The sequence below is a fragment of the Mesorhizobium sp. M0938 genome, assembly GCF_040319125.1.
GTDB lineage: Bacteria > Pseudomonadota > Alphaproteobacteria > Rhizobiales > Rhizobiaceae > Mesorhizobium > Mesorhizobium robiniae.
The window spans coordinates 289,612-316,215 of sequence record NZ_JAMYNS010000008.1 but is presented as its reverse complement, the minus strand read 5'-3'; the positions used below and the strand labels follow the sequence as shown (position 1 = coordinate 316,215).

Sequence of the window (26,604 nt, the reverse complement as noted above, 5' to 3'; positions counted from 1 at the left end):
AACCTCAGCTTGTACTGCCGGCGCGCAACTTGCCGATGGTGCCGGTCGTGCTTTTGCCGGCGACGAGATCGACCAGCACGACGCGGCCGCCCGCCTTCTGCACCACTTCGGCGCCGACCACCTGATCGATCGTGTAGTCGGCGCCCTTGACCAGTATGTCGGGCTTAAGCGCCTCGATCAGCGCCAGCGGCGTGTCTTCCTCGAAGACGACGACGGCATCGACCGAGGCTAGCGCGGCCAGCACGCAGGCCCGGTCATGCTCGTCGTTGACCGGGCGCCCCGGCCCTTTCAGCCGGCGCACCGAGGCATCGCTGTTGAGCCCGAGAACCAGCCGGTCGCATTGGCTGCGCGCCGCATGCAAAAGGCTGACATGGCCGGCATGAAGGATATCGAAGCAGCCATTGGTGAAGCCGACGCTCAGGCCTTCGTCCTTCCACGTCGCCACCAGCCGTGCGGCGGCAACGGCATCGAGGATTGCGTCCTTGTGGGCAATCGGTCCGTGCGAGCGAAACAGCGCGCCGCTGAGTTCCTCAACCGTCAGCCGCGCGGTCCCGCGCTTTCCCACCACCACGCCACCCGCCGCGTTGGCGATGGCGGCGGCCATGCTACGGTCGGCGCCGGCGGCGAGAGCCAGCGCAAACGTCGCGATGACGGTGTCACCGGCGCCTGAAACATCGAACACTTCTCGCGCCTGCGTGGCGATGTGGCGGGCATCGTCCGCGCCGACGACGCTCATGCCTTTTTCGCTGCGCGTCGCGACGACGAAATCGAAGCCATGCGCCGAGATCAGCTCACGTGCCGCGGCCACGATCTCGTCATCGGCAAATACCGCGCGTCCGACCGCCTCGCCAAGTTCCTTGCGGTTGGGCGTGATCGCCGTCGCCCCGGCATAGCACGCATAGTCGCGGCCCTTGGGATCGACCAGCACCGGCTTTCCTGCTTCACGGCACATCGAGATCAACTCGCCGGCGACGCCGTCGAGCAACATGCCCTTGCCGTAGTCGGACAGGATAACGATGTCGGCTTGCGCGAGCGCGGCGCGGAAATGCCGGATCAGCGTCGCCCGCTCCGCGTCGCCCAGCGGCTTGATTTCCTCTTCATCGAAGCGCAGTACCTGCTGGTTGAGCGCGCTGAAGCGGCTTTTCGACGAGGTCATGCGGTTCGCGTCCTGTGCGAGGCCGCCAGTGCCGACACCAAGCTCGGCGAGCATCCGCATGATATTGTCGCCGGCATGATCGTCGCCGATCACCGAGACCGGAAGCGCCGCAGCGCCGAGCGACACAATGTTGGAGACGACATTGCCGGCGCCCCCTATCGCCAACGTTTCACCACGCCCGCGCAGCACCGGAATAGGCGCTTCAGGCGAAATCCGCTCGATGATGCCGTTGACGAAACGGTCAAGGATGAAGTCGCCGACCACCAGCACGGTGACGCCGCTGAACCGCGAAATGGCGCGGTGAAGGGGTTCGGGAGAAGGCAAATATTGCTCGCTCATGTTATCCGCGACGTGCGATGGGAGCCAGTCCCGGCCGTGAAAGCGCTGGACTGGCGGGGCTGGTCGTTCATGGCGAAGCCGATATACCGCAATTCGGCCCAAGGCAACGGCAGGCGCCTAGCGGATCACAGCCAACGGCGGCCGACGGATCAGCTTTTCTGCAAAGCGACATGAACGCCCAATCCGACGAGCACCGCACCGCCGGCACGCCGCATGAGGCGCTGCGCGTGGCTCGAGCGCCGCAGCCTCGTGATCAGCACACCTGCCAGCACCACGCACATGACATCCGCCGAGGAGAACATCAGGTTGACGATCGTCCCGAGAACGAGGAACTGGAGCCAGACGGGAAACGTCGCCGACGCGTCGATGAATTGCGGCAGGAACGCCATGAAGAAGATTGCCGTCTTGGGATTGAGCACCTCGACGGTGATGCTCTCGAAAAAGGCGCGGCGGGCAGATTTCGGAACAACGCCCGGGATTACCGCATCGTCTTGCGCCCTGGCGCGGAACAGCGATACGCCCAGCCAGATCAGATAGAGTGCGCCGGCCAGCTTGACCGCCACGTAGAGCGTCGGCACGGCATGGAAAAGCACGGACAGTCCGGCAGCGGCGGCGATGACATGCACATAACCGCCGAGATGAATACCCAGCGCCGCCGTCAGGCCGGACCAGCGGCCGCGAGCCATGGTTTGCGCAGCAGCGTAAAGCATCGCCGGGCCGGGGATATAAGCGAAGATCGCCGTGGTGGCAAAAAAGGCGATAAGCAGTTCGGTCGACGGCATTGCCTTGCTCCTGTCGCGCTTTGCCGGTGGATCGCCGACTGAAGCGATTGCTTTGCGGCGGCACTGTGACGCTTCAACACCGGCCTTGGTACAATGGATTGGTCGTGAGGTAGCTCGCTTCCCGATTCACGCGAGATCGGTCAAAAACTCCGTCAAGCGCTGCGCCGTTTCTACCGGAAACTGATCGACGAAGAAATGGCCTCCTGGAAGCGATGCTTCGGTCACATTGGAACAGCGCTTGCGCCACTCCGACGGGATATCGAACAGGGACGCCATTGTGCCGGACGAGCCATAAAACACGAGCGTTGGGCAAGCGACCTTCAGGTCGAGATCGGCTGCATCGTGCTGGAGATCGATGCTCGCAGCCGCCCGGTAGTCGGAACTCGAGCCATGGACCATGCCGGGATCACGCCACGCACGCCGATACTCCGTCATCATCTCGGGGTCGAAATCCGAGATTTTGGTCGCACCCCAGCCAACAAGGCAGGTTTCATAGAAGAAGTCGGGATCGTTGCCGATAAGGCGTTCGGGGAAGGGTTCGGGCTGCGAAAGAAAATACCAATGCCAATAGGCGCCGGCGACCTTCCGGTTGGTGTCCATGAACATCGCGTAGGTGGGCACGATATCCATGACGGTGAGCGACAGCACAGCGTCGGGATGATCGAGTGCCATCCGGTGTCCGGTGCGCCCACCCCGATCGTGACCAACCATGTGAAAGCGATTGAAGCCAAGATGGCGCATCACACCGACTTGGTCGGCAGCGAAAGCGCGGAAGGCGTAATTCGAACAATCGGCCACGCATTTCGGCTTCGCCGAATCGCCGTAACCGCGCAGGTCGGCGCAGACAACCGTGAAGCGGGTTGCAAGTTGCGGAGCAACCCGTGCCCACATGGCCCGGCTCTGCGGAAATCCGTGCAGCAGGAGCAGCGGTGGTCCGGAACCACCCACGTCGCAAGCGATATCTATACCCTCGACCGAAACAATCTTGTGCTCGAAGCCTTCAAACATGCCGGTCTGTTCCAGTTGCATTGAAGATATGCGAAAGCTTGACCGTCGATGGTGCTGCTGCTGTTCGGGTTTGATGGAACCGGTGCAATGCTTTCCAACGAAAAGACGAACGATTAAACGACCGTTACGCAGACCTTATTTCGAAAACAGTCCGGTCGATCCATCCCTACGTTCGTCGTACCGGTCTCGATAATCCCGCGTATGTCGCTGTCGAACTTGAACCGAGTTCAACATGGGCCGTTGGCAAAGCTGCGGCGTCCAGCCAGCCCAGGCCGCCAGCGGCCTTTATCGACAGGCCCGCCAGCCTCCCCTATAAGGGCCGGAATCGGCAAGCAACCGCAGGTCAGGGCGTACTGATATGATCATCGTCACGGGCGGCGCCGGCATGATCGGCTCCAACATCATCGCCGCGCTCAATGCAGACGGGGTTAGCGACATCCTCGTCGTCGACGACCTGACCGATGGCCACAAGATCGCCAATCTCGCCGATCTCCAGATCGCCGATTATCTCGACAAGGACGATTTCCTGACGCGGATGGAGGTCGGGGACCTCGGTCGCATCGAGGCCGTCTTCCACCAGGGCGCCTGCTCGACCACCACCGAGTGGAACGGCAGGTTCATGATGGAGGTGAACTACGCTTATTCGAAGCGGCTGCTGCATGCTTGCCTGGCACTGCGCGTGCCCTTCCTCTATGCCTCCTCGGCTTCGGTCTATGGCGGCGGCGCCGAGTTTCGCGAGGAGCCGGAATGCGAACGTCCGCTCAACGTCTATGCCTATTCAAAGAAGCTGTTCGACGACTATGTCCGCCGCACCGTCTTCAGCACAGACCATTCGCCTGTCGCGGGCCTGCGCTATTTCAACGTTTATGGACCGCGCGAAGCGCATAAGGGCGCCATGGCCTCGGTCGCGTTCCACCTGTTCAACCAGGTCGAGCAGGGCCAGAACCCGAAGCTGTTCGGCGCCTATGACGGTTTCGGACCCGGGGAGCAGAGCCGCGACTTCATCCATGTCGGCGATGTCGCCGACGTCAATCTGTGGCTATGGAAGCGGGGTTCAAGCGGCATCTTCAACTGCGGCACGGGCCGTGCCCAGCCGTTCCGCGCCATTGCCGAAACGGTGATTGGCGCGCTGGGCAAAGGCGAGATCGAGTTCATCGACTTCCCCGATCATCTCAAGGGCAGCTACCAGAGTTTTACCCAAGCTGATATGTCCCGGTTGCGCGCCGCCGGTTACAATGGTCAGTTTCGCACAGTGGAAACCGGCGTCAGAGACTATGTCGAATGGCTGAAAGCCCAACGATCCTCGTGATCGGCCCACGCTGGGTGGGCGACATGGTGATGGCGCAGTGCCTGTTCTCGGCGCTGAGAGAACTTCACCCCAACGCCGCGATCGACGTGCTGGCCCCGGCATGGGCGGCGCCACTGGTCAAACGCATGCCCGAGATACGTCAGCAGATCGATCTGCCGCTGAAATCCGGCGCACTGGAATTCCGCATCCGAAGGCGCTTCGGCCGCCTGCTGCGCGGCCACTACGACATCGCCTATGTCATGCCCGGCAGCTGGAAGTCGGCGCTGGTGCCGTTCTTTGCCCGCATTCCGCGCCGTGTCGGCCATCTCAAGGAAATGCGCTACCGGCTGCTGACGGATATCGTTCCCTTGCCCGACGATATGAAACGGCGCACGGCGCAGGCCTATTTCGGTCTCGCGCAGGGAGGTACGTTCCGCGCTCCCAAGCTCGCCGTCGACACGAAAAACCAGGCCGAATTGCTGAGCCGTTTCGGGCTGAAGGCAAAAGAGTTCGTCGCGCTGATGCCGGGCGCCGAGTTCGGCCCGGCCAAACGCTGGCCGAGCGAACGCTATGCCGGCCTTGCCCGCGAGATGATAGCGAAAGGCTTTAGGGTCGCGCTGTTCGGATCGAAGAACGACGCCGAGGTGACGGCGGAAATCGCCACGCTTGCACCAGGCGTTGTCGACCTCGCCGGCCAGACGCGGCTAGAGGACGCCATCGACCTGATCGCCGCGGCCAGGCTTGCGGTGTCGAACGACAGCGGGCTGATGCATGTCGCCGCCGCGGTCGGCACGCCGATCGTTGCCGTCTACGGGTCGACCTCGCCGCAGAATACGCCGCCGCTGGCCGAGCAGCGCGAACTTGTCTGGCTCGGCCTGTCTTGTTCGCCCTGCCACCGGAAAATCTGCCCGCTCGGCCATCTCAATTGCCTGAAAACGCTCGAGGTGGCACAGGTCGCGGCGGCAGCGGAACGGCTGCTGGAAATGCCGGCCGCCGCATGAGGGTGCTCATCGTCAAGACATCCTCGATGGGCGACGTCATTCACACCTTTCCGGCCGTCGAGGATGCACGCCGCAGCCGGCCGGATGTGTCGTTCGACTGGTGTGTGGAAGAGGCTTTTGCCGGCATCGTGGCCCTACATCCGGCGATCGCAACCATCCACACTGTGGCGATCCGGCGCTGGCGCACGCGCCCGCTCGTCCCCAGCACATGGCGCGAAGCGGCAAGATTGCGCCGCGCCTTGCGGGATTGCCGTTACGATCTCGTCATCGATGCGCAAGGATTGCTGAAATCGGCCCTGGTGGCGAAACTGGCTGCGGCGCCGATCGCCGGCTTCGACCGATCGAGCGCCCGCGAACCTTCGGCGACTTTATTCTACGACCGCCGCTACGCGGTGCCGCGCGATCTGCACGCCATCGAACGCACAAGGCGGCTGTTCGGGCTGGCGCTTGGCTATGAGCCGGATTTTTCAAGACTCGAGTCCGGCATCGTGCCGTCGGCCGGCAGTTCGGATTTTGCCGGCGAAAAACCGGCCTTCCTGCTGCACGGCACCAGCCGCGAGGACAAGAAATGGCCGGCCGGCGACTGGGTCGAAACTGCCCGGCTTCTCGTAGAAAGAGGAATGACGCCGGTCACCACCTGGTCTAACGACAGGGAAAAGGCGGTTGCCGAAGCGATCGCCGAGGCCGTTCCGCAGGCCGTTCTAGTGCCGAAATCACCGCTTGCCGAGGTTGCCGCGATCATCGGCCGCTCGGTGCTGGTCATCGGCGCCGACACCGGCCTCACCCACCTCGCCAGTGCATTCGGTCTGCCGACCGTCGCCGTGTTTCTGGCGACAGAACCCGGTCTGACCGGGCCGCGCGGACCGTTCTCGTCAACGCTACTGGCCCCGCCCGGCAGTCGCGTCGTGCCTGCGGACGTGCTGGCAGAGGCCGAGAGGCTGCTGGCACTCAAATCGCAGGCCGCGACATAGGACCTTTTTCAGAATTATCAAAAGGTCCTAAATGAACTGCACCTGGACGATCTCATAGCCCCGCGCACCGCCCGGCGCATTGACCTCGATCGCATCGCCGACTTCCTTGCCGATCAGCGCCCGCGCGATCGGTGAGGAGATCGAGATGCGGCCGGACTTCACGTCCGCTTCCTGGTCGCCGACAATCTGGTAGGTCTTCTTCTCTTCCGTGTCCTCGTCGACCAGCACCACGGTGGCGCCGAACTTGACCTTTTCGCCGCTGAGCTTGGTAACGTCGATCACCTCGGCGCGTGCGATGAAGTCCTCAAGCTCGTTGACGCGGCCTTCATTGAGGCTCTGCGCCTCTTTCGCCGCGTGATACTCGGCATTTTCCGAAAGATCGCCATGCGAGCGCGCTTCTGAGATTGCTTCGATGATGCGCGGCCGCTCTTCCTGCTGGCGCCAGCGCAGTTCTTCCTTCAATGAAGCGAACCCCTCGCCTGTCATCGGGACCTTGTTCATGATGCCTGACCTTTCCTGCCGCCGCCCCCGCATTCCGGGAGCGACCTTGTCGATGGGTACAAAAAGAAAACGGTCCGGCAGCCTCGGGCTAACGGAACCGTCTCACCGCAATTTCCCTAGATATAGCAATCTTGGCGCGTTTTTCACGCCCAAAAAAGGGGGTTTCTGAAAATTCATCGACCGTTTGTGGAAATGCCGCCACGCCGGCAACAAAAACCGGCTGCGATTGCTCACAGCCGGTTGAGGAGGATTGGGATCCGAATCAGCTCCTCATGAAATGGTCGATCTGCTCCGACAGCATGCCGTATTCACGAGACCCCTTGCCGGCGCGCTTCTCGATCTCGCGGAGCTGTTCCTGGGCTCCGGCGAGATCGCCGATCTGCAGATGAGCCTCGCCCAGATATTCACGGACCAGCGTATAGTTCGGGTCGATGCGCAGCGCTTCCTCGTAATAGCCGAGCCCGACGGTGACGCGTCCGGAATGGCGATGCGAGTAGCCGAGATAGTTGAGGATGCGTGGGTCTTTCTTGTCGGCAGCCAGGCTGAGCACGGCGATCGCCTCGTCATAACGTCCGGCCATCGCCAGCGCGTGGCCGGCTTCATAGATGTTGTCGTCGTCCAGCATGCCTTGCTTGGGCGCCACGCACTTCTTCAGCTTCTTGTCCCAGACCGTGCCTTTCTTGCACTGGGTGGTGGTCTGGTCGCTCCCGCCTCCACCTTCACCGGCCGAAAACGCCGTAACCGCAAACAGCGGCAGGGCGGCAACCGCCAGAACGTGGATCAGCAATCGTCTGCGCATCGAAGCCTCCTTGAAGCATGACAATGCAGGACTAACGCCGGGCAAAAGCCTTTTCATCCCGGAAAAGTCATAGCCGCTGAAAGCTTTTTTAAACGATCCGTGCCGGTCGGAAAATTGAAGCGTCGAACATGACGTGACGAGCGCTGCAAATTCGCTATCATCCGGAAGACGGCAAACGGAGTATCCGGAGACGGCCAGTGCAGCGGCGCCTTGAAAAGGAATGGGAACTTTCGATCGGTCCCGACACGGTGCGCCTGTTCATCCTCAAGGCGAAGGCGCTGAGCGCCGCCGTCAACGAAGACTATGCCGATGGCGCCGAGCACGAGGTAGAACTGGATGGCGAAGCGCATGACAACCACCATCATGACGGTCTGGCGGAGGAAAGTTCCGAAGATCTCACCGAAGAGGAACTGCGCGAACTGATCAACGACCTCAATGTCGACGAGGCGGCCGAGCTCGTAGCACTGGCCTGGGTCGGCCGCGGCGATTATGACGCCTCGGAATGGGCCGACGCGCTGGCGGCCGCGCGCGAGCGCGCCAACAAGCGCACGGCGAAATATCTGCTCGGCATGCCGCTGCTGGCTGACTGGCTGGAGGAAGGACTGGAAGCGATCGGTGCGTAACACCGCGGTCACCTATCGTGATCGGCCAACCCCTCATTCAGGGCAACTTCCGCATTCGCCCGCCGTTAAGATCGAATGGCGGCGTTCCCCCTTCCCGGATTGATCAGATTGGCGCTGCCTTTGGCAGCGGCGATACTGTTCGCAGGAGCGGCGCTGGCCCAAGCTCCGGAATTGCCTGAAACCGTGCCTGTCCCGGAGCTCAATCAATCACAATCGGCCCAGCAAGCCCCACCTGCCGACGTGCCGGTTCCCGAGCCGCGCCCTGCGGATGCGCCAAAGCCTGATCAGCCCGCGACCGACAAACTGAACCAGCAGAAATCGGACCGGCATAAGGAAGCCCGGCCGGAGCCGCCGGCAATCGCTCCAACGCCGGGCGAAAAGCCCGCCGAGGCGGAACCGCCGCCCACCGTCCCGAAACCGCCGGAGAAGCCGGCGCAAGCGCAGGAAAAAGAAATCCCTCCCGACCCGCGCTCGGCCTCTGTGCCGCAGGAAAAAATGCCGGAGGAAGAACTTGCCTGCCGCGGGCGGCTGAAGTCGATGGGCGTCGACTTCGAGGACCGCAAGGCCGAGCACGATGCGGCGCTCGGCTGCTCGATCCCCTATCCGATCGCGCTGAAGACGCTGGGTAAGTCTTTGGATATCAGCCCCGAAACCGAGCTGAACTGCGGGATGGCCGAGGCCGCCGCGCGGTTCGCCGCCGATATCATCCAGCCGGCGGCCAAGGCCGAATTCGGCGCCGAGCTAAAGTCGATCGGCCAGGCATCCGCCTTTGTCTGCCGACACCGCAATGGCGGCGGGAAACTGTCGGAGCACGCCTTCGGCAACGCGCTCGACATCGCCAGCTTCACCTTGTCCAACGGAAGAAGGATCGATGTCGGCCCTGTGCCGCCGGAAAAGGACGCGAAATTCCTGAACGCGGTGCGCAAGGCAGCCTGCGGACCGTTCAAGACAGTGCTCGGCCCGGGCAGCGATGCGGATCATTCGCTGCATCTCCATCTCGATCTTGCACCGCGCCGCAACGGCGGCACCTTCTGCCAGTGACATGATGCCGAACCGACATGCAGCGCCGCAATTTGGCCGCAGCGGTAAACGCGGCCGCTGATTTTTCCTTTACTCTTGGCGGCTAAGCTCTGTCTCATCTAGGGACAGGGAACCTGCCAATGGCCGGGATATTTCGCGCAGCGTTTGTCGCCGTGCGGCAAACCAGACGCGCGCGCATGGTTGCCGGCGCGCTTGCCATCGCAGCGATCTCGGCCTGCACTACAGGCAGCGTGCTTTCGCTGGAACCGGCGGTCGATGTCGGCAGCCAGACATCAGCCGTTCCGAAATACGCAGGCATGCAGAGCCTCGTTCCATCCAACCCATACATGACCGCCGCCTATCCGCGGATGGACGAGCCGATGGCGCCGCCCGAACAGATGCCGGCCAGCGAGATCGACTGCCGCAAGGAGTTGAAACGCCTCGGCGCCGTCTACACCGACCTTGCGCCGATCCGGGAAGGCCAGTGCGGCATCGACTATCCGGTCAAGGTCTCGGCTATCGGCAGCATCCAGATGAAGCCGGCCGCGACGCTGACCTGCGATATGGCCGCCACCTTCGCCGGCTGGACCAGGAATGAACTGGTCCCGTCCGCCCGCTGGCGTTATTTCTCCGGCGTCAAAACCATTCGCCAGGGCTCGAGCTATTCCTGCCGCAGGATCGCCGGCGAAGGCGTGCTGTCGGAGCACGGCAAAGGCAACGCCCTCGACATCATGAGCATCGAGCTCAGCAATGGCAACGACATCGACGTGCGCAAGCCCGGCCTGTTCGCCTTCCGCACGCGCGGCTTCCTCAACACGGTGCGCGCCGACGGCTGTCAGTATTTCACCACCGTGCTCGGCCCCGGCTACAATTACGACCACCGCAACCATTTCCATTTCGACATCAAGAACCGCAAGAACGGCTACCGCGCCTGCCGCTAGATCAGACGCGCAGGGTGGCGCCTGTGGAAGCGGCGATTTGCTGTGCTACCAAATCCTGGATGCGCCACAGATTCCTGTCCCTGATGCCGCTTTCTTCGAGCTTGCTGACGGTCCGAAACAGATACTGCGCCGATGAGCCCCAATGCCCGGCGGCGCGCGCCAGCGTCTGCGCTACCTCATCAAGCGGCAAGCGTCCGGCATAAGCCCTGCCGTCCGGCGCGGCGACAAAGGCCAAGGCATGCAGCGGCCCATCCTGGGTGCGGACCGTAATCCAGCATGGCACGTTGGTTGGTGGGTTCGCATTGATTTCGCGCCGCATCAACTGGCCGAGCTGTCCGAAATGGTCTTCCGCTGGCAGCCGGTAGACGATACATTGCAACTGCCTCCCCGATCAAAAACCAGCATCAGCGCCGGCAATTCACGGGTTCCACGCCAGCGGGTCAGCTTCAGGCAGAATGAGCGGTGCCACCCCGGCGCTCTGGCCGGGCGCTGTTCGATGTGAGTGAATTCGGGATTCCAGATCAGCGAGCCGTAGGCAAAAACCCACAGCGTTTCGGGCCGGTATTCGGAAAGCAGACGTTCGACCAGATCATCGAACTCCGCGTCTGTATGCTCGCTGGTACCGGGTTCAGGGCCTGGGTCCGGCTCGATCCGCTCGACCCGAGCGATAAGTTCGGCAGTCAAGGCCATTGACTTGCGGGTTATCGGCTTCCGGCTCATTTTGCCCAGTGTCCCCAATGACGACCGAAGATAGATTGACGGTACATCGATAGCCATTGATTTCCGGGGGCTATCGCGAGAGAGATACTCGCCACCATTGGGCGGCAATCATGAGCCGACGAAGCCTTCGACGACGGGCAACGACCTGGCTGGTGGCGTTCTGCGCCGGCTATCTCGTGCTCGCCTATTTCGCCGCGCCGGAATTCTGGACCTTGCGGGACCGCAACTTCCGCTCGCAGCGCTTCGAGATGGTGACGCGCACGCCGCAAGGCATTGCGGGCGATCCGATCAATGTCGGCCTCGTCGGCACCAAAAAAGAGCTGGTCCACGCCTTCGCCGTCGCCGGATGGGATACGGCCGACGCCATCACGCTGAAGACCGCGATCGAGATCGGCGAAAGCGTGCTGTTCGATCGGCCCTATCCCGACGCGCCGGTCAGCCGGTTGCTGTTCGAAGGCCGTGGCCAGGACCTGGCCTTCGAGAAGCCGGTCGGCGATAGTGCCGACCGTCGTCACCACGTCCGCTTCTGGCAGACCGACTCGACCGGAGACGATGGCCGGCCGCTCTGGCTGGGTTCGGCAAGCTTCGATCGCGGCGTTGGGCTCAGCCACGACACCGGCGCGATCACACACCATATCGGTCCCGACATCGATGCCGAGCGCGATTTCCTGATCCGCGACCTGTCTGCCGCAGGCATGCTGACCTCGACCAGCGAGATACCAGGTATCGGTGCGACAAAGGCCGGGCGCAATGGCGGTGGCGACCTCTATTTCACCGACGGAAAGGCGGTGGTAGGCGTGCTCAGGCAACTGCCATAGGCGTCGCTGGCGATCCTTGGCCCGATCACGCCAGCGCGGTGCGGCTTCCGCTTTCGGCTGCTCTCTCGATCGCGGCGATGATCCGATGCACTGCGACCGCATCCTCGAAGCTCGGCGCCGAGCGGGTACCCTCGCGCACATCCCTAGCCATCCTCGCATAAACGCGGGCGACGTTCCCCGGCTCCACATCCTCCGGCCAGCCGGAACGGTATGAGGCGGGGACCTCCAGCGGCCGGAACACCTCCTCCCCGTTCCGCGCGCCTTTGAGGGAAAGCTGCACCATCTGCGTGTGCCTCCGACGCGATGAAAAATGACGTCTATCTATTTTCGAAACCCTCGCCGCAATGCTATTGACCCCTCATGCTTTACGCTGAAATCGCTATCGTGGTCGTCCTCATCTGCGTGAACGGCCTTCTGGCAATGTCCGAGCTTGCCATTGTCTCGTCACGGCCTGCCCGCCTCAAGGCGATGATCGACCGCAACGTCACCGGTGCCGGACGCGCTTTGGCGCTCGGCTCCAATCCAGGCAAATTCCTGTCATCTGTGCAGATCGGCATCACCCTGGTCGGTGTTTTATCAGGCGCCTTTTCCGGCGCCACGCTCGGTGAGCGGCTGTCCGTGTTCCTGGCATCGACCGGCATCCGCGAAAGCCTTGCCGATCCGATCGGCGTCGGCATCGTCGTCGCCCTCATTACCTATTTTTCGCTGATCATCGGCGAATTGGTGCCCAAGCAGATCGCGCTGCGCGATCCGGAACGCGTCGCCGCCAGGGTTGCTCCGGCGATGACCATCCTTGCCGCCGTCTCGGCACCGCTGGTGTTCCTGCTCGACATCTCCGGCCGCGCCATGCTGTGGCTGCTCGGCCAGCGCGGTGAAAGCGAGGAGAAGGTCACCGACGAGGAGATCAAGATGCTGGTCGCCGAGGCAGAACATCACGGCACCATCGAATCGGACGAACGGCGCATGATCGCCGGCGTCATGCGGCTCGGCGACCGCGCTGTCCGCGCGGTGATGACGCCGCGCACCGAGGTCGACTGGATCAACCTGCAGGCCGACGACGCGGCGACCCGCAAGCTCCTGATGGAGACCCAGCATTCGCGCCTGCCGGCCGGCGATGGCAGCGTCGACGCCATGATCGGCGTCGTCCAAACCCGCGACGTGCTGGCCGCGATGCTTGGCGGTCGCGCGCTCGACCCGCGCCGGCACGTGCGCGCCGCTCCCATCGTCCACGACCAGGCCGACGCGCTGGATGTCCTTTCGACACTCAAGGAATCCGACGTGCCGATGGCGCTGGTCCATGACGAATACGGCCATTTCGAAGGCATCGTCACGCCGGCCGATATACTGGAAGCCATCACCGGCGTCTTCCGGGCGGATCTCGACGCCGGCGACGAGGAAAACGCCGTCAAGCGCGAGGACGGCTCATGGCTGCTCGCCGGCTATATGCAGGCCGACGAGATGGCGGACATTCTCGGCATCGACTTGCCGGAGAATCGCGACTACGAGACAGTCGCCGGTTACGTCCTGTCGCACATGCACCATCTGCCGGCGACCGGCGAATGCGTCGATGCGCAGGGCTGGCGCTTCGAGGTCGTCGATCTCGACGGCCGCCGTATCGACAAGCTCATCGCCACGCGCTTGCCCGGCGGCCATCGCGAAATCGTGCGGTGACAGACAACACGATTTATACACCGGTACGAATGTCAGCTCTTGGCCCGTGGCGGGTCGCTATACCGTCACCGGCATATGGCAGCTTCGCGCCTCAAAGTCGGTCGTTTCGGCGATATCCGAATTAGCCTGAAACCGGACATTCCGCGATCGCCTTGGTCCCGGCGAAGAAGTGCCGGCGCAGTCCTCTGCCGGTTCCGCCTCAAGGAGACAACCGGCAGTGGTCTGCGGACGTTAGAAAGAAACACTCTCGAAACAAAAACCGCCGGATGATCCACCCGGCGGCCGTATTTTCGTTTTGACACCTTAAAAGCTCGAAATGTCCGCACACGGCGGGTGGCCGAATTATCGCGCTTCGACAGATCCCTTGCGGGCAGCTTCGTCGATCACGTCAGCGACGACCTTTGGCTGAGTCATAAAGACCGCATGGCTTGCCGCGACCTCCGTGATTGTCGCCCCGATGCGCTTTGCCATCGCTTGCAACATACGCTGATCGAAGGCCTTGTCGTCGGTTGCAATCACTGCCCAGCTCGGCTTGCTTCGCCAGGCGGCATGCTCGAGCTTGGTTGCGAAGGCGGACATGTTTATCGGCACCTGAGAGTCCCGCATGAAAGCGGCATCCGCGTCCGTCGTGTCGTTGGCGAAGCCAATCTTGAACCTGTCGGGAGAAACGAAGCCGAAGCCGTCCGCGGCAGTTTCGATGACAAATTCAGGCGGGGTCTGGTAACCCTCGTACTGCTGCGCAGTCGTCTCTCCGGCATCTGGCGACAACGCCGATACGTAAACCAGGCCTGTCACGTTTGAATGGGTACCTGCTTCCGTTATCACCGTGCCGCCCCAGGAATGCCCCACAAGGACCGCAGGTCCATCCTGACGGTCAAGAATGCGTCTGGTTGCGGCAACGTCGTCCGCAAGCGAGGTGAGCGGGTTCTGGACGATCGACACACGATAGCCGCGAGCGGTCAGTTCGTCATAGACGCCGCGCCAACCCGATCCATCAGCGAACGCGCCGTGCACCAGCACCACGTTCTGGACGGTCTGGTTGTCGGGAATTCTCTCGGCAGAGTGAGTGGCCGTGGCTGCGGCAATTCCTGCGACGGCGGCAGTTGCGGCCAGAAGGTTGGTCGTCCTGGAAGTCATGCTAATCTCCTTTTACTTATCCGATAATAATTATCGCGATATCTTTCTTTACGGTTCCGGCCGCGATATGTCCAGCATAATTTTTATCGCGATATTCTTTTTTGGGATCAGGTAGGCTATATCGGGTCCAAGGAGGAGCCACCCATGCCGGCGAAAAAACTCAACAACCCATTGCCGCTCGACGATCAGCTCTGTTACGCGATCTACTCTGCCGGCATGGCCATCCAGAGAGTGTACAAGCCACTGCTGGACGATTTGGGCCTGACCTATCCCCAATACCTCGTACTCAATGTCCTCTGGCGCGAGGACAAGCTGACCGTTGGCGGCATCGCCGAAAGGCTCGCGCTGGAGTCGAGCACTCTGACGCCGTTGCTCAAACGGCTCGAAGCGGCAGGACTTCTGCGCCGGACACGGAACCCCGCGAACGAGAGGCAGGTAGTGGTTGCGCTAGCTGATAAGGGACGCGAACTCAGATCTCGTGCGGGCTGCCTTGCTGACGCTCTGCTTGCCTCCTCAGGGCAAAGCCCAGCGCATCTCAACCAGATCAACCGTGACGTCAGGGAGCTACGTGACGCGATCTATGAACATACGGGCGTCTGGGGGAGCACGGCCTGAGCCGGCAAGCACGGGAGGCTTTTTTACACTGTAGGCACGGTTCCTCCGTCAATTACGTACTCCGCACCCGTGATGGAAGAGGCACGATCGGAAGACAGAAAGGCAACGAGATTGGCGATCTCGGCCGGGCTTGAGGGGCGACCGAGGGGGATACCACCGAGGGAGTCCATTATGATCTTCTTGCCCCCTTCAACGTCGGTGCCTGCCTCATCCGCGAGACGTCGGGCGAGTTTGACGGAAGCCTCGGTTTCTATCCAGCCCGGAGACACGCGAACGACACGCACGCCTTTCGGCGACACCTCCTTGGAGAGGCTTTTGCTGTAGGTCGACAACGCCGCCTTCGCCGCGGCGTATGCGGTCGTGGCTTCTGGCAGGGGAAGCAGCCTCTGGATGGAAGAGACGTGGATCACCACGCCGCTTCCCTGCGCGATTATTCCCGGTATCAGTTCTCGATCGAGCCGCACGGCGGGAAACAGGTTGAGATCGAGTTCCTTGTGCCAATCACTGTCGCCCAGCGCCGAGAAGCCACCTGCCGGCGAGGAAGACCCGCCGAGCATGTGAACGATAATATCGACGCCACCCAACTGACCCCTGACGGCTTCGGCCACCGTGAAGCAGCCTTCGCTGGTGGAAAGATCGGCAGCCACGAAAAGGTCCGCCGAAGAGTTCGCGGGGAACGAGCGGGCCGTCGTCAGCACACGCGCGCCGAGTTTGCGGAACAGGTCGACGGTTGCGGCACCGGCCCCCTTTGTGCCGGAAGTGATCAGGGCGCGCTTGCCTGATAGATTCAGGAAGTCGCTCATGCACCGATCTCCAGGGCTGCGATCTTGTCGCCCATCAGACGGAAGACGTAGGTGAGATTTGCAGGGCTGCCGGGAAACTCGCCGGTGACTTTGGCGACCACCTTCGTCCCATGCTCGTCAGTGAGGGCTTCGACCGGATCGGCGACGTGCCGATACCTGGCTTTCGAGTATTCCCACCAATTGCCGATGGCATAGTGCCCGGAGTGGGAGCGGCCCTCGTCATGAACAGCGGCCCCGGGCGCGAAGCAGGCCAGCAGAGCCTCGCAGTTGTTCTTCCGATCCGCGTCGAAATAAGCCTGGATCGCCTGCGGCAGTTGCATCTCTCATCTCCTCTTGGGGTTGTTCGCCCCACAAGTAGGGGTATTCCGATGTTCGGATAATTGGGATAAATATGGATGTCGAATTGCGGAAAGTGGGATAATGGCGAGGCCTGGCCTTCACGATCTGGAAGCTGTCGTAGCCGTTGCTCGCAGATCCTCTTTCCGCGGCGCGGCGCTTGACCTGGGAATGTCGACGACTGCCCTTAGCAATGCCGTCGGCAAGCTGGAGGCCCACCTTGGCGTTCGCTTGTTCAACCGAACCACCCGCAGCGTATCTCTGTCGGATGCCGGTCGCCTGTTCGTCGAGACCGTCGGTCCTGCGTTGCAGGACATCCACGGCGCCATGGATGCAGCGCGCTCAAAGCAGGCAAACCCCACGGGAACACTCCGCATCAATTCCTATGCCACTGCCGCGCGAGAAATCCTTTCACCTCTGCTTCTGGAGTTCATCAGGCGTTACCCGCAGGTCCATATCGATCTGGTGACCGAGGGACGGCTCCTGGACATCGTCGCGGAGGGCTTCGACCTGGGCGTGCGTCGCGCCACCCTCGTGCCGAGTGACATGATTGCGATCTCGCTGGGTCGGCCGCAGAGAAATGTGGTCATAGGCTCGCCCGACTATTTCAAAAGCCATGGCACGCCTTCCACGCCGACCGACCTCCTTCAACACAGGTGTATCCGTATCCGGCTGCCGAATGGCGCGCTCTTTCGCTGGCGCTTCGAGAAGGATGGTGAACCGCTCTTGATCGATGTGAACGGACCGATGACTTTGGATGAGGCAAGCCTGTCCCGCGGCACAGTGCTCGAAGGCGTGGCGCTGGGCTACGTAATGGAACGTGACGTGCGCGAGGATATTGAGGCAGGGCGGTTGATCAGCGTCCTGAAGGAATGGATGCCGCCTACCGACGAACTCTGCATCTATTACCCGGGACGACGGAATCCATCCGCGGCGCACAGAGCATTCGTTGAGCTAGCACGGGAACTCGGCTCAAAAGGCCGAAACACGGCTCTATAAGCGCCGTTCCGCTTTGCGCCGGAAGCGGTGATTCAGGCTATTCGGCCAACCAACGCCGCCGCTGCCCGCTCCGTTCGGACATGGCAGGGACCGCTCGTGACTACTCGCTCGCCCGCTGAGCGGTGATGATCCACGCACGCGAGTCGAAAAACACACCGTCGGCAGTCAAGTGCGCGTCCAGCAAGGCGCATAGCCTCTGCGACGCTTTGTCAGCCGCCGCCGCACCGACGCCCGCCAGTGCTTTCTGCGCAAACCCGAAGCCGACGACAGCGTCATACGCCGCATCGACATCCGGACCATAGAAGACCGGCTCATGCACCTCGGCAAAGTCAATGAACGCAAAGCCGGCCGCGGTCAGGACGCTGATGGCGGCAGCGGGATCGCTGAGCGAGAACGCGCCATTGGCGCTCACAGGAGCGACTGAGTCCGGAGCCAGCGCGCTCGGAATGGCGGTGGCCCATTCGTTGCGCTCCCGGCTCTGCCACACCATCCACACCAAGCGCCCGCCCGGCCGCATCGCCCGCGCAATGTTGACGAACGCAGCGGCCGGATCGGCAAAGAACATCACCCCAAATCGGCTTATGCAGAGGTCGAAATGATCAGCGGGGAACGCCTGGACCTGAGCGTCGCCCTGTTCAAACCTGACGTTCCGTAACGCTTGCTCTGAGCTACGCTCGCGAGCGACCTCGAGCATCTCTGCCGATACGTCGATACCGATCACGCTTCCCTTGACGGCCATGCGAGCAGCGTCACATGTGGTTTGCCCTGCACCACAGCCGATATCGAGCACGCGGTCCTGTGGTCCGGCGTTGACGGCAGCACGAAAGTGTTCGTTGTGCTTTCGCAACTCCGCGTCGTAGAAATCAGCGCGATTGAAGGCCATCATCTGTACCTGTCTTGGCGGATGGCCAACCTAGCTCAGCGCCGAAGCGCGCGGCAATATGGCCTGCGGCATTGAGCAGGCAGCCTTTCGAAAATTTCAGCCAACCCCTAGGGGTAACAACTCCACGAGTAAATGAACAAAATTTCGTTCGTTCGAATGACGAAAAACAGGAAATCGGAGATAACCTTGAGGTGGCGCGTCATCCAGTGCCGCGGCGTGCAGTAAGTGGAGAATACAATAGCGGTGAGCCGCGGTCAGTGAGTTTCAGTGATGGGTCATGTGCAGAGCACCAGGTCAAGATGTCGCCGCTGTGACTTCACCTTCATTAAACCACCGCCTTTGATTTTCCTTCACGCCACACGTGGCAGGGCCGTCATTCCGTACCTCGTTCCGCTATTCCTCATTCTGCTGTTGGCGTCTCCGGCAAACAGTCAGGTGGCGCCAGAAGCGTCAGAGATCGCCGCTGCTAACGACAGCTCGCCGGTCGCGGTTTCGCAAGAATTGGGCAAGGCGCAACTCGGCGCGCTCGGATCCGAGGAAGCCTTACGCCGCGAATTGGCCGCGGCACGAGCGGAACTGGCTAAGCAGGCACAAACCCTGAAAGAGCAGCAGCAAATAGACGAAGCGCTGGAGAGCGCGCAGCGCGTTATCGAACGCTTTAGGGCCGAAGCCGTTCTCTGGGACCGCGAGAAGGCTGCCGGAGCGCACGCGTCTATTGAAGCCTCTCAAGTGGCTGCGAAGCGAACGCTTGATGAGGAAAGGCACAAGGTTGAACTCTTGGAACAAGAACTCACCATGGCTCGCCAAACTATCGACGCTCTTAAGACAGGCGCAAACCTGGCCGCGGTCGAGAAGACCAACGCCATAAAAGACCGAGTGGTGGCCGAGACCGCTCTAAAGCAAGCTGGAGAAGCACTCGAACTGGAACGCGAACGAGCAGATGCAGCCGTACGCGACCTCGATATTGTTCGAAAGGAACGCGACGCTTCAAAGCAGATCTCGGCAGCGTTGAGTGCGGCGCTGGAGAAAGAGCGTCAAAGGGGCATCGGTCTAGGTCGCAGCCTCAGTGCCGCGCGTGAGGCCATCGACATCGTCAAGGAGAAGCGTCGCACTGTGGTGGCGCGCGCGCCGAAATCACGTACCCCACTTGCAAGTACGCTATCGCGTTCGGGCGTCCAACCAGCCCGTAAACCGGGCTTGCCGAAAAAACAGAAAGTGAAGGTCCAAAAGTCACGCCATCCTGTTCTGCCGGCAACCATCGCTCTTCCCGCCGCATTGCTCCCGACGCGACCAATGTAAAGCTCGACCTACGCCAGTGAAGACTAGCGCGTGAAATGGATGCCGCAGGGAGTATGACAATGAAAAAGTACGTCGCAGCCGCGCTGACGATCGGGATCGCAATCGGGCCTGCCTCGGCGCTTGACGCAGGTTTAGGCGGTAAGGCCGGCGGTCTCGGGGTCGGTGGTGGCGTGAGCGTCGGTTCGAAAGGCGCATCTGTGGGGGTTGGCACGAGCGTCGGCGGTCTCGGGCTCGGTGCTGGCGTGAACACCGGTTCACAAGGCGCATCTGTGGGGGTCGGCACGAGCGTCGGCGGTCTTGGGGTCAATGCTGGCGTGAGCGCCGGTTCACAAGGCGCATCTGTAGGGGTTGGCACGAGCGTCGGCGGTCTCGGGGTCGGTGCTGGAGTGAGTGCAGGTTCGCAAGGCGCATCTGTGGGGGTCGGCACGAGCGTCGGCGGTGCGAGTGGAGCAAACGTTGGAGCTTCGGTCGGCGCAGGTAATGTGTCCGTCGGCGCAGGCGTTAGTGCCAGCGGCAGCCCTTCGACAGTGGGCGACCATCCGTCCGCCGAAAACGGATCGGCTACCGCTCCCGGTAGTCCGGCCGCAATCACGGCCGCCACTGCCTCTGCCAAGACCAACAGGCAATCGATCGCCCTGCCATCCGTGCTTAGGCCTTCCAAAGCCGGTGAGGGTGGCTCCACCAGGGGCTATCCCTTTGGGTCTCTGGGACCCCTGAAATCGAAACCGGGTACGCCAGCTCAGGTCGTGCGAGCCTGCCGCGCGGCGATCATATCCGCTGCGACGCCGCTTGGCGCCGTCGGTGTGCACGCGGTAAGCGCCGGCGCCTTGCGTCAACGCCGAGGCGCACTCACGGCGCCGATCGAGGTGCGAATAGACTACGCAAGACAAGGCGGCATCGAAGTTCGGCGGGCGCAAGTCGGCTGTCGCCTCAATACGGCAGGCAGGGTCACTGCAATAAAGTAGCTCCAGGCCTGTACCTGTAAGTGGGACGCACGGGCGCTGCCGAAGTCGCTTGAGCTGGGTCGGAAGTCAACCCGTGCCCGCGAGCGTGGGTTTGCCAGCCCGGCCAGCACGCGTCCGCGTACTGGCCGCAGATACTCAAGGCACCAGCACGACCTTGCCCGTCGAGCGGCGCTCCTCCAGCGAGCGATGCGCTTCGGCCGCCTGGTCGAGCGGATAGCGGCCGCCTTGCGTTACGGCAAGCTGGCCGCTGGCGGCCAGGTGGAAAAGCTCTGACAGGCTGGCCCTGAGGCCATCGGCAGAGAGCAGCGGAAGCAGCGCGAAACCTCGCAAGGACTGGTTGCGGGTGATCACCGCTTCCATCTCCGAGGCATCGATCGCGTATCTGCCCAGCGCCGCAAAGACCAGCTCTCCGCCAGGCGCGAGCGCCCGCAGCGATGCCGCTGTCATCGAGCCGCCGACAATGTCGTAGACTATATCGACGCCGGCGCCGCCTGCCGCTTCACGGACGCGCGTCGGCCAATCCGGCGTGCTGTAGTCGACCGCGGCATCGGCTCCAAGCGACAGGGCAAGATCGAGCTTGGGCCTGCTGCCGGCGGCCGCGATCACCGCGCTGGCGCCGTGGCGTTTGGCGAGCTGGACAAGCAAGGACCCGACGCCGCCTGCAGCTGCAGTCACCAGCACCGACTTGCCGGCGGGCGAGCTTTGCCGCAGCAGATAAAAAGCCGTCAGCCCTTGCACCATCAAGGCCGTCGCGGCTTCGAACGAGAGTGTACCTGGCAGAGGCACGGCCAGCTTTGCGTCGATCGTCACATACTCGGCATATCCGCCGAGCGGGCGCTTTGAGGCAAATAACGGCGCCGCCACACGGTTGCCCAGCAGTCGTTCGTCCACCTCTTGCCCAAGCGCCTCCACTGTGCCGGCGGCCTCGACGCCGAGAACCATCGGCAAGTCCGGCGTCACCGCATAGCGATCCGCGCGCATCAGCACTTCGAAGAAATTCACGCCGGCCGCATGAACGCGGATAAGCACCTCGCCGGCCTGTGGCTCAGGCTTCGGCATCTCGACGACATCAAGAACGTCGGGACCGCCGAAACGGTTCAGTTGAATGGCTCTCATGGCACGCACCCATCGCTATGGCATCGACTGCTGTTTGCCACTATCTGCCTGATCGCGACTACACACTCATTTGTCCGCTGCTGACCAGGAGGTGACCATGGCCAAGCTGACCAAAAGACTGCCAACCAAAAGACTGCCCATGCTGCCGGCGGAACGCGCTTTGAAAGTGATCTCGGGCCGATGGAAGGCTGTTATTCTCTACCATCTCTTCGACGGCCCCCGCCGGCTGTCGTCGCTAAAGACGTTGGTGCCTGACATCACGCAGAAGGTGCTGATCCAGCAGCTTCGCGAAATGGAAGAACACGGCCTGGTCCGCCGCGAGATCTTTGCCGAAATTCCTTCACGCGTCGAATATTCGGCGACGCGCCTCGGCCTCAGCCTCGAGCCTATCCTTCTGGCGCTCTGTGAGTGGGGCCAGCACCACGCGGATGAGCTGAATGAACTGGACCGCCTTGCCGATTGCATCATCAGGCCTCGGCAGGTGGAGCGGCCCGTCACCGCCTTCAGAAACTAAAAAGGGGCGACGTAAGCGCCGCCCCAGATCCTTGGGAAGAAACCGTCGTCAGGCGGCTCTGACTTCCTCGGCGACGGCGTCGGCCTGACGCGCCGCCTTCAGCACCTTGGCCCACCATGCGACGTCGTTGACCAGCGCGGTGGCTGCCTGGTTCAGGTGCTCGATTTCTTCGAGCTTCTTCTCACCTTGGCGGACGGCAAGGAAATCGCCCCAGGCGATATGGACTGCGGACTTGACCGGCGCCATCTGCAACTCGACGGCATAGAGACGGAGTTGCTCTACGGCGCGCGAGCCACCGACGCTGCCATAGCCGACGAAGCCGGCGGGCTTCTTGTTCCATTCATTGGCGGCGTAATCGATGGCGTTCTTCAGCACGCCCGTCGGGCCGTGATTGTATTCGGCGGCGGTGAAGATGAAGCCGTCGAACTCGGCAACCTTCTTTTGCCAGCGCTGCGCCACTTCGTTCTGCGATGGCGCCCAGGCGGAGGATGCGACCTCGTCGAAGAACGGCAGCGGGAAGTCGCGTAGGTCGACGACTTCGACATCGATGTCGGCATGCGACTTGGCGATCTTGGCAATCCATTGAGTGGGCACGTCGGCGAAGCGCGCGGCACGGGTTGAGCCGATGATGATGGCGATTTTCGGTTTTGACATAGAGAGGCTCTCCTTGCAGGAAATAGTGGTATCGTTTGGATACCTAAGCTATATGTTATACTGACAGCTTGACGCGCAAGGAGGCACTTTTTTGTTACCTAGGCACCCGCACCGCTCCGAAGACTGCCGCGCCGTGTCGGAGATCCTGCAGCGCGTCGGCGACAAATGGACGGTGCTTGTCGTCGGAAAGCTTGGCGAAGGGCCGCTGCGCTTCAACGAATTGCGTAGCGCCGTCGGCGGCATTTCGCAGAAGATGCTGACCACCACCTTGCGCGGGCTGGAGCGCGACGGCTTCGTCACCCGGACCGTGTTCCCGACCATTCCGCCACGCGTCGACTATGAGCTGACCGATCTGGGCTACGAGCTTCTGGTGCCGGTCGGTGCGCTCGGCGAGTGGGCGCGCAAGAACACCGAACGAGTGAAGGTGGCACGCGAAAAATTCGACCGTATGCATGCTTGAAGCCATTGATCTGAAAGGGTTTTGCATGGTCCCCTCTCCCGGACAAACCCTACTGCCGTAGCTGCATGCTGGACATCTCGATCCGGTCCATTTCCGATCGGGATGGCCGCTTCTACCGCCGATTATCCAGGTCGTCTCCTTTGCGGCAATTGCTCACCATCGTGCCGCTGGTGTCCCACTTCGTCGCCGTGCAGATTTCGCACTTGACTGCCTGCCCGTCGATGGTGCGGTCCGCGACGTGGAACTGGCACCTGAATCACCTTGCTCGACTTCAGCAAACGCGGTTCTCGACTGCAGGCCGAGCAGCGCTGCCAAAAGCGCTCGCCAAAGCAGCGTTCAGGATGTGTTGACGCATTGTCTTTCCTCCAAGGCTCCTTCGGTCGCGCCGCAGGCACTTACAGGCAAAGACGACGCGCGATGATTGCCCGCATCCCCCAGCGCGGCAGGGGCGGCCAACCAAAATTCGGGCTTCCGAAATCGGGCTGATCAGCTTTCCGGCGGAACCGCCTTCGGCCTGCCTTCGCCATCCAGCGCCACCATGACGAAATCGGCATGAGTGACCTTCTCCATCAGATCGGAGAGGTAGCGCTGTGCCCAGGCCTCGACCTTGAGCGTCATCGAGGTGCGGCCGACGCGTTCGACATGCGTGTAGATGCACAGCGTGTCGCCGATCTTCATCGCCTTGGCGAATGACATTTCCTTGACGGCCGCCGTCACCACGCGGCCCTTGGCGCGCTCGGCGGCGCGGATGCCGCAGGCAAGGTCCATCTGCGCCATCACCCAACCGCCGAAGATATCGCCCGCCGCGTTTGCGTCCGAGGGCATGGCCAGTGTCCTGAGCGTCAGATCGCCGATTGGCCGGCCGTCAGCGTAGTGCACCATGCGCCAAATCCCTTCGAGATCGATTGTCTCGATCCCGTATCGGGCCGGCGATGATGCGTCAACGCGCCGCCAGCCGGCAGCGTCGCGGTTTGAAATTCGGCTATGGGGTGGACTATTGCCCTTTGACTCATCGATCGGAACGAGCAGGTAGCGCCATTTCCGGACCAACATCGAGGCGACCTTGTCGCTCGCGATGCCGTACGCAGAGGTCCAAAGTTGTTTTTCGTTCTTGAAGATCGGTCTGATCATCGACAGCGGTCCCGTGAAAACTCATCAAAAGCGTCGCGCTTCTCGGGGCCTTCCCGGCTTCGGCCGGTTAAGCGCCGCGCCCTGGCCATATTCTCGACGGAAAAACGCCTCGAAGCGCCCGGGAATCGACCGATTGGGAACAATCTTACCTGTTTCAAGGTTGAGGATGCGCAAGGGACTGCTCGACGGGATCGTTGCCCAGATGAAACGTCATTTTCGGATTCTTGTGGGTGCCGCGGTCGGCCTCATGTTGACACCTGCTCCGCTTCCCGCATTTTCGCGCGACGCCCAGCCGCACGCCGCCCCTCTTATTCTGGCCCAAGCCCAGTCGCCCGAAGAGGAAAAGCAGCTGCGCAGGAAGAAACGAAAGGAGGCCAGACGCGACGAGCAACCGACTCCCCGGGCAGAAAGGCCGGCGCAGCGCGAGCGGGCCGAGCGGCCTGCGGCGCGGGAGCGCGAAGCCGTTAAACGGCGTACCGCCAAACCCGAGCCCGCGATCGCCGAGGAGCGCCAGAAGCGGCGCAAGGTGCGCGAAGCTGTCAAACGGCGTGCCGCCGAACCCGAGCCCGCGATCGCCGAGGAGCGCCAGAAGCGGCGCAAGGTGCGCGAAGCCGTCAAACGGCGTGCCGCCGAACCCGAGCCTGCGATCACCGAGGAACGCCAGAAGCGGCGCAAGGTGCGCGAAGCTGTCAAACGGCGTGCCGTCGAACCCGAGCCTGCGATCACCGAGGAACGCCAGAAGCGGCGCAAGGTGCGCGAAGCCGCCAGACAGCGTGCCGCCGAACCCGACGCGCCTGCGATCACCGAGGGACGCCAGAAGCGGCGCAAGGAGCGCGAGGCCGCCAGACAGCGTGCCGCCGAATCCGAGCCCGCGATCACCGAGGAACGCCTGAAGCGGCGCAAGGAGCGCGAAGCGGCGATGCGCCGTCCCGAAAACGCCGCCAGGCTCTTCGACAGCGCCAAGGAAAAGCCGGTGAGGCGCAAGCCGGGCGGCACCGAGTCGGACCAGCCCGCTCGGGCCAGGGCCGAGCGGCTACCCAAAAGCGACGCCGCGGCGCAGGCGCGAGCCTCGACATATCCAGTGCAATTCGGCTCCGTCATCTCCGAGGAAGGCCGCCGCATCGAACGCCCGCGCAGGGAGCGTCCCGAGGTGCCGGAGGGCGCGAAACTCGTGCGCGAGGTCAACAACCGCTTCATCTTCCAGACCAACAACACCTATTTCATCGAGCGGCCTCGCGAGGAGCGCTTCATCATCGACGCGCGCGAGGTCTACTACGAGGAACTGCCGCGCAGCCGGCAGCGCGAGGTTGTGGTCCGTTCCGACGGGACGCGGATCGTCACGATCCGCAACCGCTGGGGAGATGTCGTCCGTCGCGTGAAAATCCTGCCCGACGATCGTGAGATCGTCCTCGTCTATGTCGAAGACGACTACTACGACGAGGTGCTGGAATGGCGCGATCCCGGCCTCGATCTGCCGCCGCTAGACCTCGACATTCCGGCTCGCGACTACATACTGGACGCGGAATGGGTTGAGGACCCCGAGGACTACTATACGTTCCTCGACCAGCCGCCGGTCGAGCAGGTGGAACGCACCTACTCGCTTGACGAGGTCCGGCGTTCGGCGCGCATCCGCGACAAGGTCAGGCGCATCGATCTCGACATCATCAATTTCGAGTTCGGCTCGACCCAGATCCCGGAGAGCGAGATCGGCAAGCTCGAAGGCGTCGCCGAGGCGATGCAGCGCCTGCTCAAGGAGAACCCGGGCGAGACCTTCCTGATCGAGGGCCACACCGATGCGGTCGGGGCGGAGGTGGCGAACCTGGCGCTGTCGGACCAACGGGCCGAGGCGGTGGCGGCCGCGCTGACCAACGTCTTCGACATCGCGCCCGAGAACATGGAAACGCAGGGATATGGCGAGCAGTACCTGAAGGTTGAAACCCAGGAGCCCGAACGCGAAAACCGGCGCGTCTCGATCCGCCGCATCACGCCGCTGGTCGCACCCGTGGCGAGCTCCGAATAGGCCCCCACTCTTGTTTTGAGCCTGCCGGGAAGGA

The 26,604-nt window shown here is 62.4% G+C and carries 29 protein-coding genes; 14 read left to right on the top strand and 15 right to left on the bottom strand.

The annotated features are described in order from the left end of the window. Positions 1–4: 4 nt before the first annotated feature. The 3 genes from rfaE1 to NKH73_RS17160 form a co-directional block, all read right to left on the bottom strand. Positions 5–1,495 (bottom strand): D-glycero-beta-D-manno-heptose-7-phosphate kinase, encoded by a 1,491-nt coding sequence (gene rfaE1, locus NKH73_RS17170; RefSeq protein WP_352933706.1) that lies wholly within the window; start codon positions 1,493–1,495, stop codon positions 5–7. Positions 1,496–1,644: 149 nt separating this feature from the next. Then, positions 1,645–2,277, bottom strand: a complete 633-nt coding sequence (locus tag NKH73_RS17165; protein ID WP_352933703.1) for a LysE family translocator — start codon at positions 2,275–2,277, stop codon at positions 1,645–1,647. 126 nt (positions 2,278–2,403) lie between these two features. After that, positions 2,404–3,306 carry an alpha/beta fold hydrolase gene (locus tag NKH73_RS17160; RefSeq protein ID WP_352933701.1) on the bottom strand — a complete coding sequence of 301 codons (903 nt, stop codon included), beginning with the start codon at positions 3,304–3,306 and terminating at the stop codon, positions 2,404–2,406. A gap of 337 nt (positions 3,307–3,643) precedes the next feature. Here NKH73_RS17160 and rfaD point away from each other — a divergent pair, with 337 nt between their 5' ends. From rfaD to waaC, 3 genes are read left to right on the top strand one after another with little or no spacing between them, the layout of a single operon-like run. Next, positions 3,644–4,594 (top strand): ADP-glyceromanno-heptose 6-epimerase, encoded by a 951-nt coding sequence (rfaD, locus tag NKH73_RS17155; RefSeq protein WP_352933698.1) that lies wholly within the window; start codon positions 3,644–3,646, stop codon positions 4,592–4,594. Beyond that, positions 4,567–5,574, top strand: coding sequence for a lipopolysaccharide heptosyltransferase II (gene waaF, locus NKH73_RS17150; protein WP_352933695.1), 1,008 nt, complete (start codon positions 4,567–4,569; stop codon positions 5,572–5,574). Before rfaD ends, waaF begins: the two co-directional genes overlap by 28 nt. Next, positions 5,571–6,545 (top strand): lipopolysaccharide heptosyltransferase I, encoded by a 975-nt coding sequence (gene waaC, locus NKH73_RS17145; RefSeq protein WP_352933692.1) that lies wholly within the window; start codon positions 5,571–5,573, stop codon positions 6,543–6,545. Before waaF ends, waaC begins: the two co-directional genes overlap by 4 nt. A 27-nt stretch (positions 6,546–6,572) precedes the next feature. Here waaC and greA read toward each other — a convergent pair whose 3' ends face one another. Both greA and NKH73_RS17135 read right to left on the bottom strand, forming a co-directional pair. Next, entirely contained in the window at positions 6,573–7,046 is a 474-nt protein-coding gene (greA, locus tag NKH73_RS17140; RefSeq protein ID WP_065012064.1) for a transcription elongation factor GreA, read from the bottom strand. 262 nt (positions 7,047–7,308) lie between these two features. Then, entirely contained in the window at positions 7,309–7,845 is a 537-nt protein-coding gene (locus NKH73_RS17135) for a tetratricopeptide repeat protein (protein ID WP_352933688.1), read from the bottom strand. A 197-nt stretch (positions 7,846–8,042) separates the two neighbouring features. Between NKH73_RS17135 and NKH73_RS17130 the strand changes: the two genes are divergently transcribed. From NKH73_RS17130 to NKH73_RS17120, 3 genes are all read left to right on the top strand, one after another. Further along, a complete protein-coding gene (locus tag NKH73_RS17130; protein ID WP_352933685.1) occupies positions 8,043–8,468 on the top strand; it encodes a DUF3775 domain-containing protein in 426 nt (141 codons plus the stop codon). Positions 8,469–8,543: 75 nt separating this feature from the next. Then, entirely contained in the window at positions 8,544–9,509 is a 966-nt protein-coding gene (locus tag NKH73_RS17125; RefSeq protein ID WP_352933682.1) for an extensin-like domain-containing protein, read from the top strand. Between the two features lie 119 nt (positions 9,510–9,628). Further along, positions 9,629–10,429: an extensin-like domain-containing protein gene (locus tag NKH73_RS17120; protein ID WP_352933679.1), complete on the top strand. Its 801-nt coding sequence runs from the start codon at positions 9,629–9,631 to the stop codon at positions 10,427–10,429. Between the two features lies 1 nt (position 10,430). On the opposite strand, the gene NKH73_RS17115 is transcribed toward NKH73_RS17120, so the two are convergent. After that, complete coding sequence (locus tag NKH73_RS17115; protein ID WP_352933676.1) at positions 10,431–10,748, bottom strand: gamma-glutamylcyclotransferase; 318 nt, start codon at positions 10,746–10,748, stop codon at positions 10,431–10,433. After that, positions 10,748–11,206, bottom strand: coding sequence for a gamma-glutamylcyclotransferase (locus NKH73_RS17110; RefSeq protein WP_352933673.1), 459 nt, complete (start codon positions 11,204–11,206; stop codon positions 10,748–10,750). Before NKH73_RS17110 ends, NKH73_RS17115 begins: the two co-directional genes overlap by 1 nt. 53 nt (positions 11,207–11,259) lie before the next feature. On the opposite strand from NKH73_RS17110, the gene NKH73_RS17105 reads away from it, so the two are divergent. Further along, complete coding sequence (locus NKH73_RS17105) at positions 11,260–11,967, top strand: LssY C-terminal domain-containing protein (protein WP_352933670.1); 708 nt, start codon at positions 11,260–11,262, stop codon at positions 11,965–11,967. A gap of 25 nt (positions 11,968–11,992) precedes the next feature. Here NKH73_RS17105 and NKH73_RS17100 read toward each other — a convergent pair whose 3' ends face one another. Continuing rightward, positions 11,993–12,250 carry a hypothetical protein gene (locus NKH73_RS17100; RefSeq protein ID WP_352933668.1) on the bottom strand — a complete coding sequence of 86 codons (258 nt, stop codon included), beginning with the start codon at positions 12,248–12,250 and terminating at the stop codon, positions 11,993–11,995. A gap of 77 nt (positions 12,251–12,327) precedes the next feature. Between NKH73_RS17100 and NKH73_RS17095 the strand changes: the two genes are divergently transcribed. Then, a complete protein-coding gene (locus NKH73_RS17095; RefSeq protein ID WP_352933665.1) occupies positions 12,328–13,638 on the top strand; it encodes a hemolysin family protein in 1,311 nt (436 codons plus the stop codon). Between the two features lie 342 nt (positions 13,639–13,980). On the opposite strand, the gene NKH73_RS17090 is transcribed toward NKH73_RS17095, so the two are convergent. Continuing rightward, entirely contained in the window at positions 13,981–14,775 is a 795-nt protein-coding gene (locus NKH73_RS17090; RefSeq protein WP_352933662.1) for an alpha/beta fold hydrolase, read from the bottom strand. Positions 14,776–14,919: 144 nt separating this feature from the next. Between NKH73_RS17090 and NKH73_RS17085 the strand changes: the two genes are divergently transcribed. Next, a complete protein-coding gene (locus NKH73_RS17085) occupies positions 14,920–15,390 on the top strand; it encodes a MarR family winged helix-turn-helix transcriptional regulator (protein WP_352933659.1) in 471 nt (156 codons plus the stop codon). A 23-nt stretch (positions 15,391–15,413) separates the two neighbouring features. Here the strand turns inward: NKH73_RS17085 and NKH73_RS17080 are convergent, their stop codons facing one another. After that, positions 15,414–16,193, bottom strand: a complete 780-nt coding sequence (locus NKH73_RS17080; protein ID WP_352933656.1) for an SDR family oxidoreductase — start codon at positions 16,191–16,193, stop codon at positions 15,414–15,416. Continuing rightward, positions 16,190–16,513: a nuclear transport factor 2 family protein gene (locus tag NKH73_RS17075; RefSeq protein ID WP_352933653.1), complete on the bottom strand. Its 324-nt coding sequence runs from the start codon at positions 16,511–16,513 to the stop codon at positions 16,190–16,192. Before NKH73_RS17075 ends, NKH73_RS17080 begins: the two co-directional genes overlap by 4 nt. A 100-nt stretch (positions 16,514–16,613) precedes the next feature. Here NKH73_RS17075 and NKH73_RS17070 point away from each other — a divergent pair, with 100 nt between their 5' ends. Next, on the top strand, positions 16,614–17,528 hold the full coding sequence (locus NKH73_RS17070; RefSeq protein ID WP_352933650.1) for a LysR family transcriptional regulator: 915 nt from the start codon (positions 16,614–16,616) through the stop codon (positions 17,526–17,528). 100 nt (positions 17,529–17,628) lie between these two features. Here the strand turns inward: NKH73_RS17070 and NKH73_RS17065 are convergent, their stop codons facing one another. Beyond that, on the bottom strand, positions 17,629–18,411 hold the full coding sequence (locus NKH73_RS17065; RefSeq protein WP_352933825.1) for a class I SAM-dependent methyltransferase: 783 nt from the start codon (positions 18,409–18,411) through the stop codon (positions 17,629–17,631). Between the two features lie 270 nt (positions 18,412–18,681). On the opposite strand from NKH73_RS17065, the gene NKH73_RS17060 reads away from it, so the two are divergent. Further along, positions 18,682–19,710, top strand: coding sequence for a hypothetical protein (locus NKH73_RS17060; protein ID WP_352933647.1), 1,029 nt, complete (start codon positions 18,682–18,684; stop codon positions 19,708–19,710). Positions 19,711–20,810: 1,100 nt separating this feature from the next. Here the strand turns inward: NKH73_RS17060 and NKH73_RS17055 are convergent. Next, positions 20,811–21,791, bottom strand: coding sequence for a quinone oxidoreductase family protein (locus tag NKH73_RS17055; RefSeq protein WP_352933644.1), 981 nt, complete (start codon positions 21,789–21,791; stop codon positions 20,811–20,813). Positions 21,792–21,888: 97 nt separating this feature from the next. Between NKH73_RS17055 and NKH73_RS17050 the strand changes: the two genes are divergently transcribed. After that, the gene (locus tag NKH73_RS17050; protein ID WP_352933641.1) at positions 21,889–22,305 is read left to right on the top strand and encodes a winged helix-turn-helix transcriptional regulator; all 417 of its coding nucleotides are present in this window, start codon (positions 21,889–21,891) and stop codon (positions 22,303–22,305) included. 48 nt (positions 22,306–22,353) lie between these two features. Here the strand turns inward: NKH73_RS17050 and NKH73_RS17045 are convergent, their stop codons facing one another. Next, entirely contained in the window at positions 22,354–22,959 is a 606-nt protein-coding gene (locus tag NKH73_RS17045) for an NADPH-dependent FMN reductase (RefSeq protein WP_352933638.1), read from the bottom strand. Between the two features lie 91 nt (positions 22,960–23,050). On the opposite strand from NKH73_RS17045, the gene NKH73_RS17040 reads away from it, so the two are divergent. Then, positions 23,051–23,419, top strand: coding sequence for a winged helix-turn-helix transcriptional regulator (locus NKH73_RS17040; RefSeq protein WP_352933635.1), 369 nt, complete (start codon positions 23,051–23,053; stop codon positions 23,417–23,419). Positions 23,420–23,905: 486 nt separating this feature from the next. On the opposite strand, the gene NKH73_RS17035 is transcribed toward NKH73_RS17040, so the two are convergent. Further along, positions 23,906–24,301, bottom strand: a complete 396-nt coding sequence (locus NKH73_RS17035) for an acyl-CoA thioesterase (protein WP_352933632.1) — start codon at positions 24,299–24,301, stop codon at positions 23,906–23,908. A 451-nt stretch (positions 24,302–24,752) separates the two neighbouring features. Here NKH73_RS17035 and NKH73_RS17030 point away from each other — a divergent pair, with 451 nt between their 5' ends. Further along, on the top strand, positions 24,753–26,570 hold the full coding sequence (locus tag NKH73_RS17030; protein WP_352933629.1) for an OmpA family protein: 1,818 nt from the start codon (positions 24,753–24,755) through the stop codon (positions 26,568–26,570). Positions 26,571–26,604 lie beyond the last annotated feature (34 nt).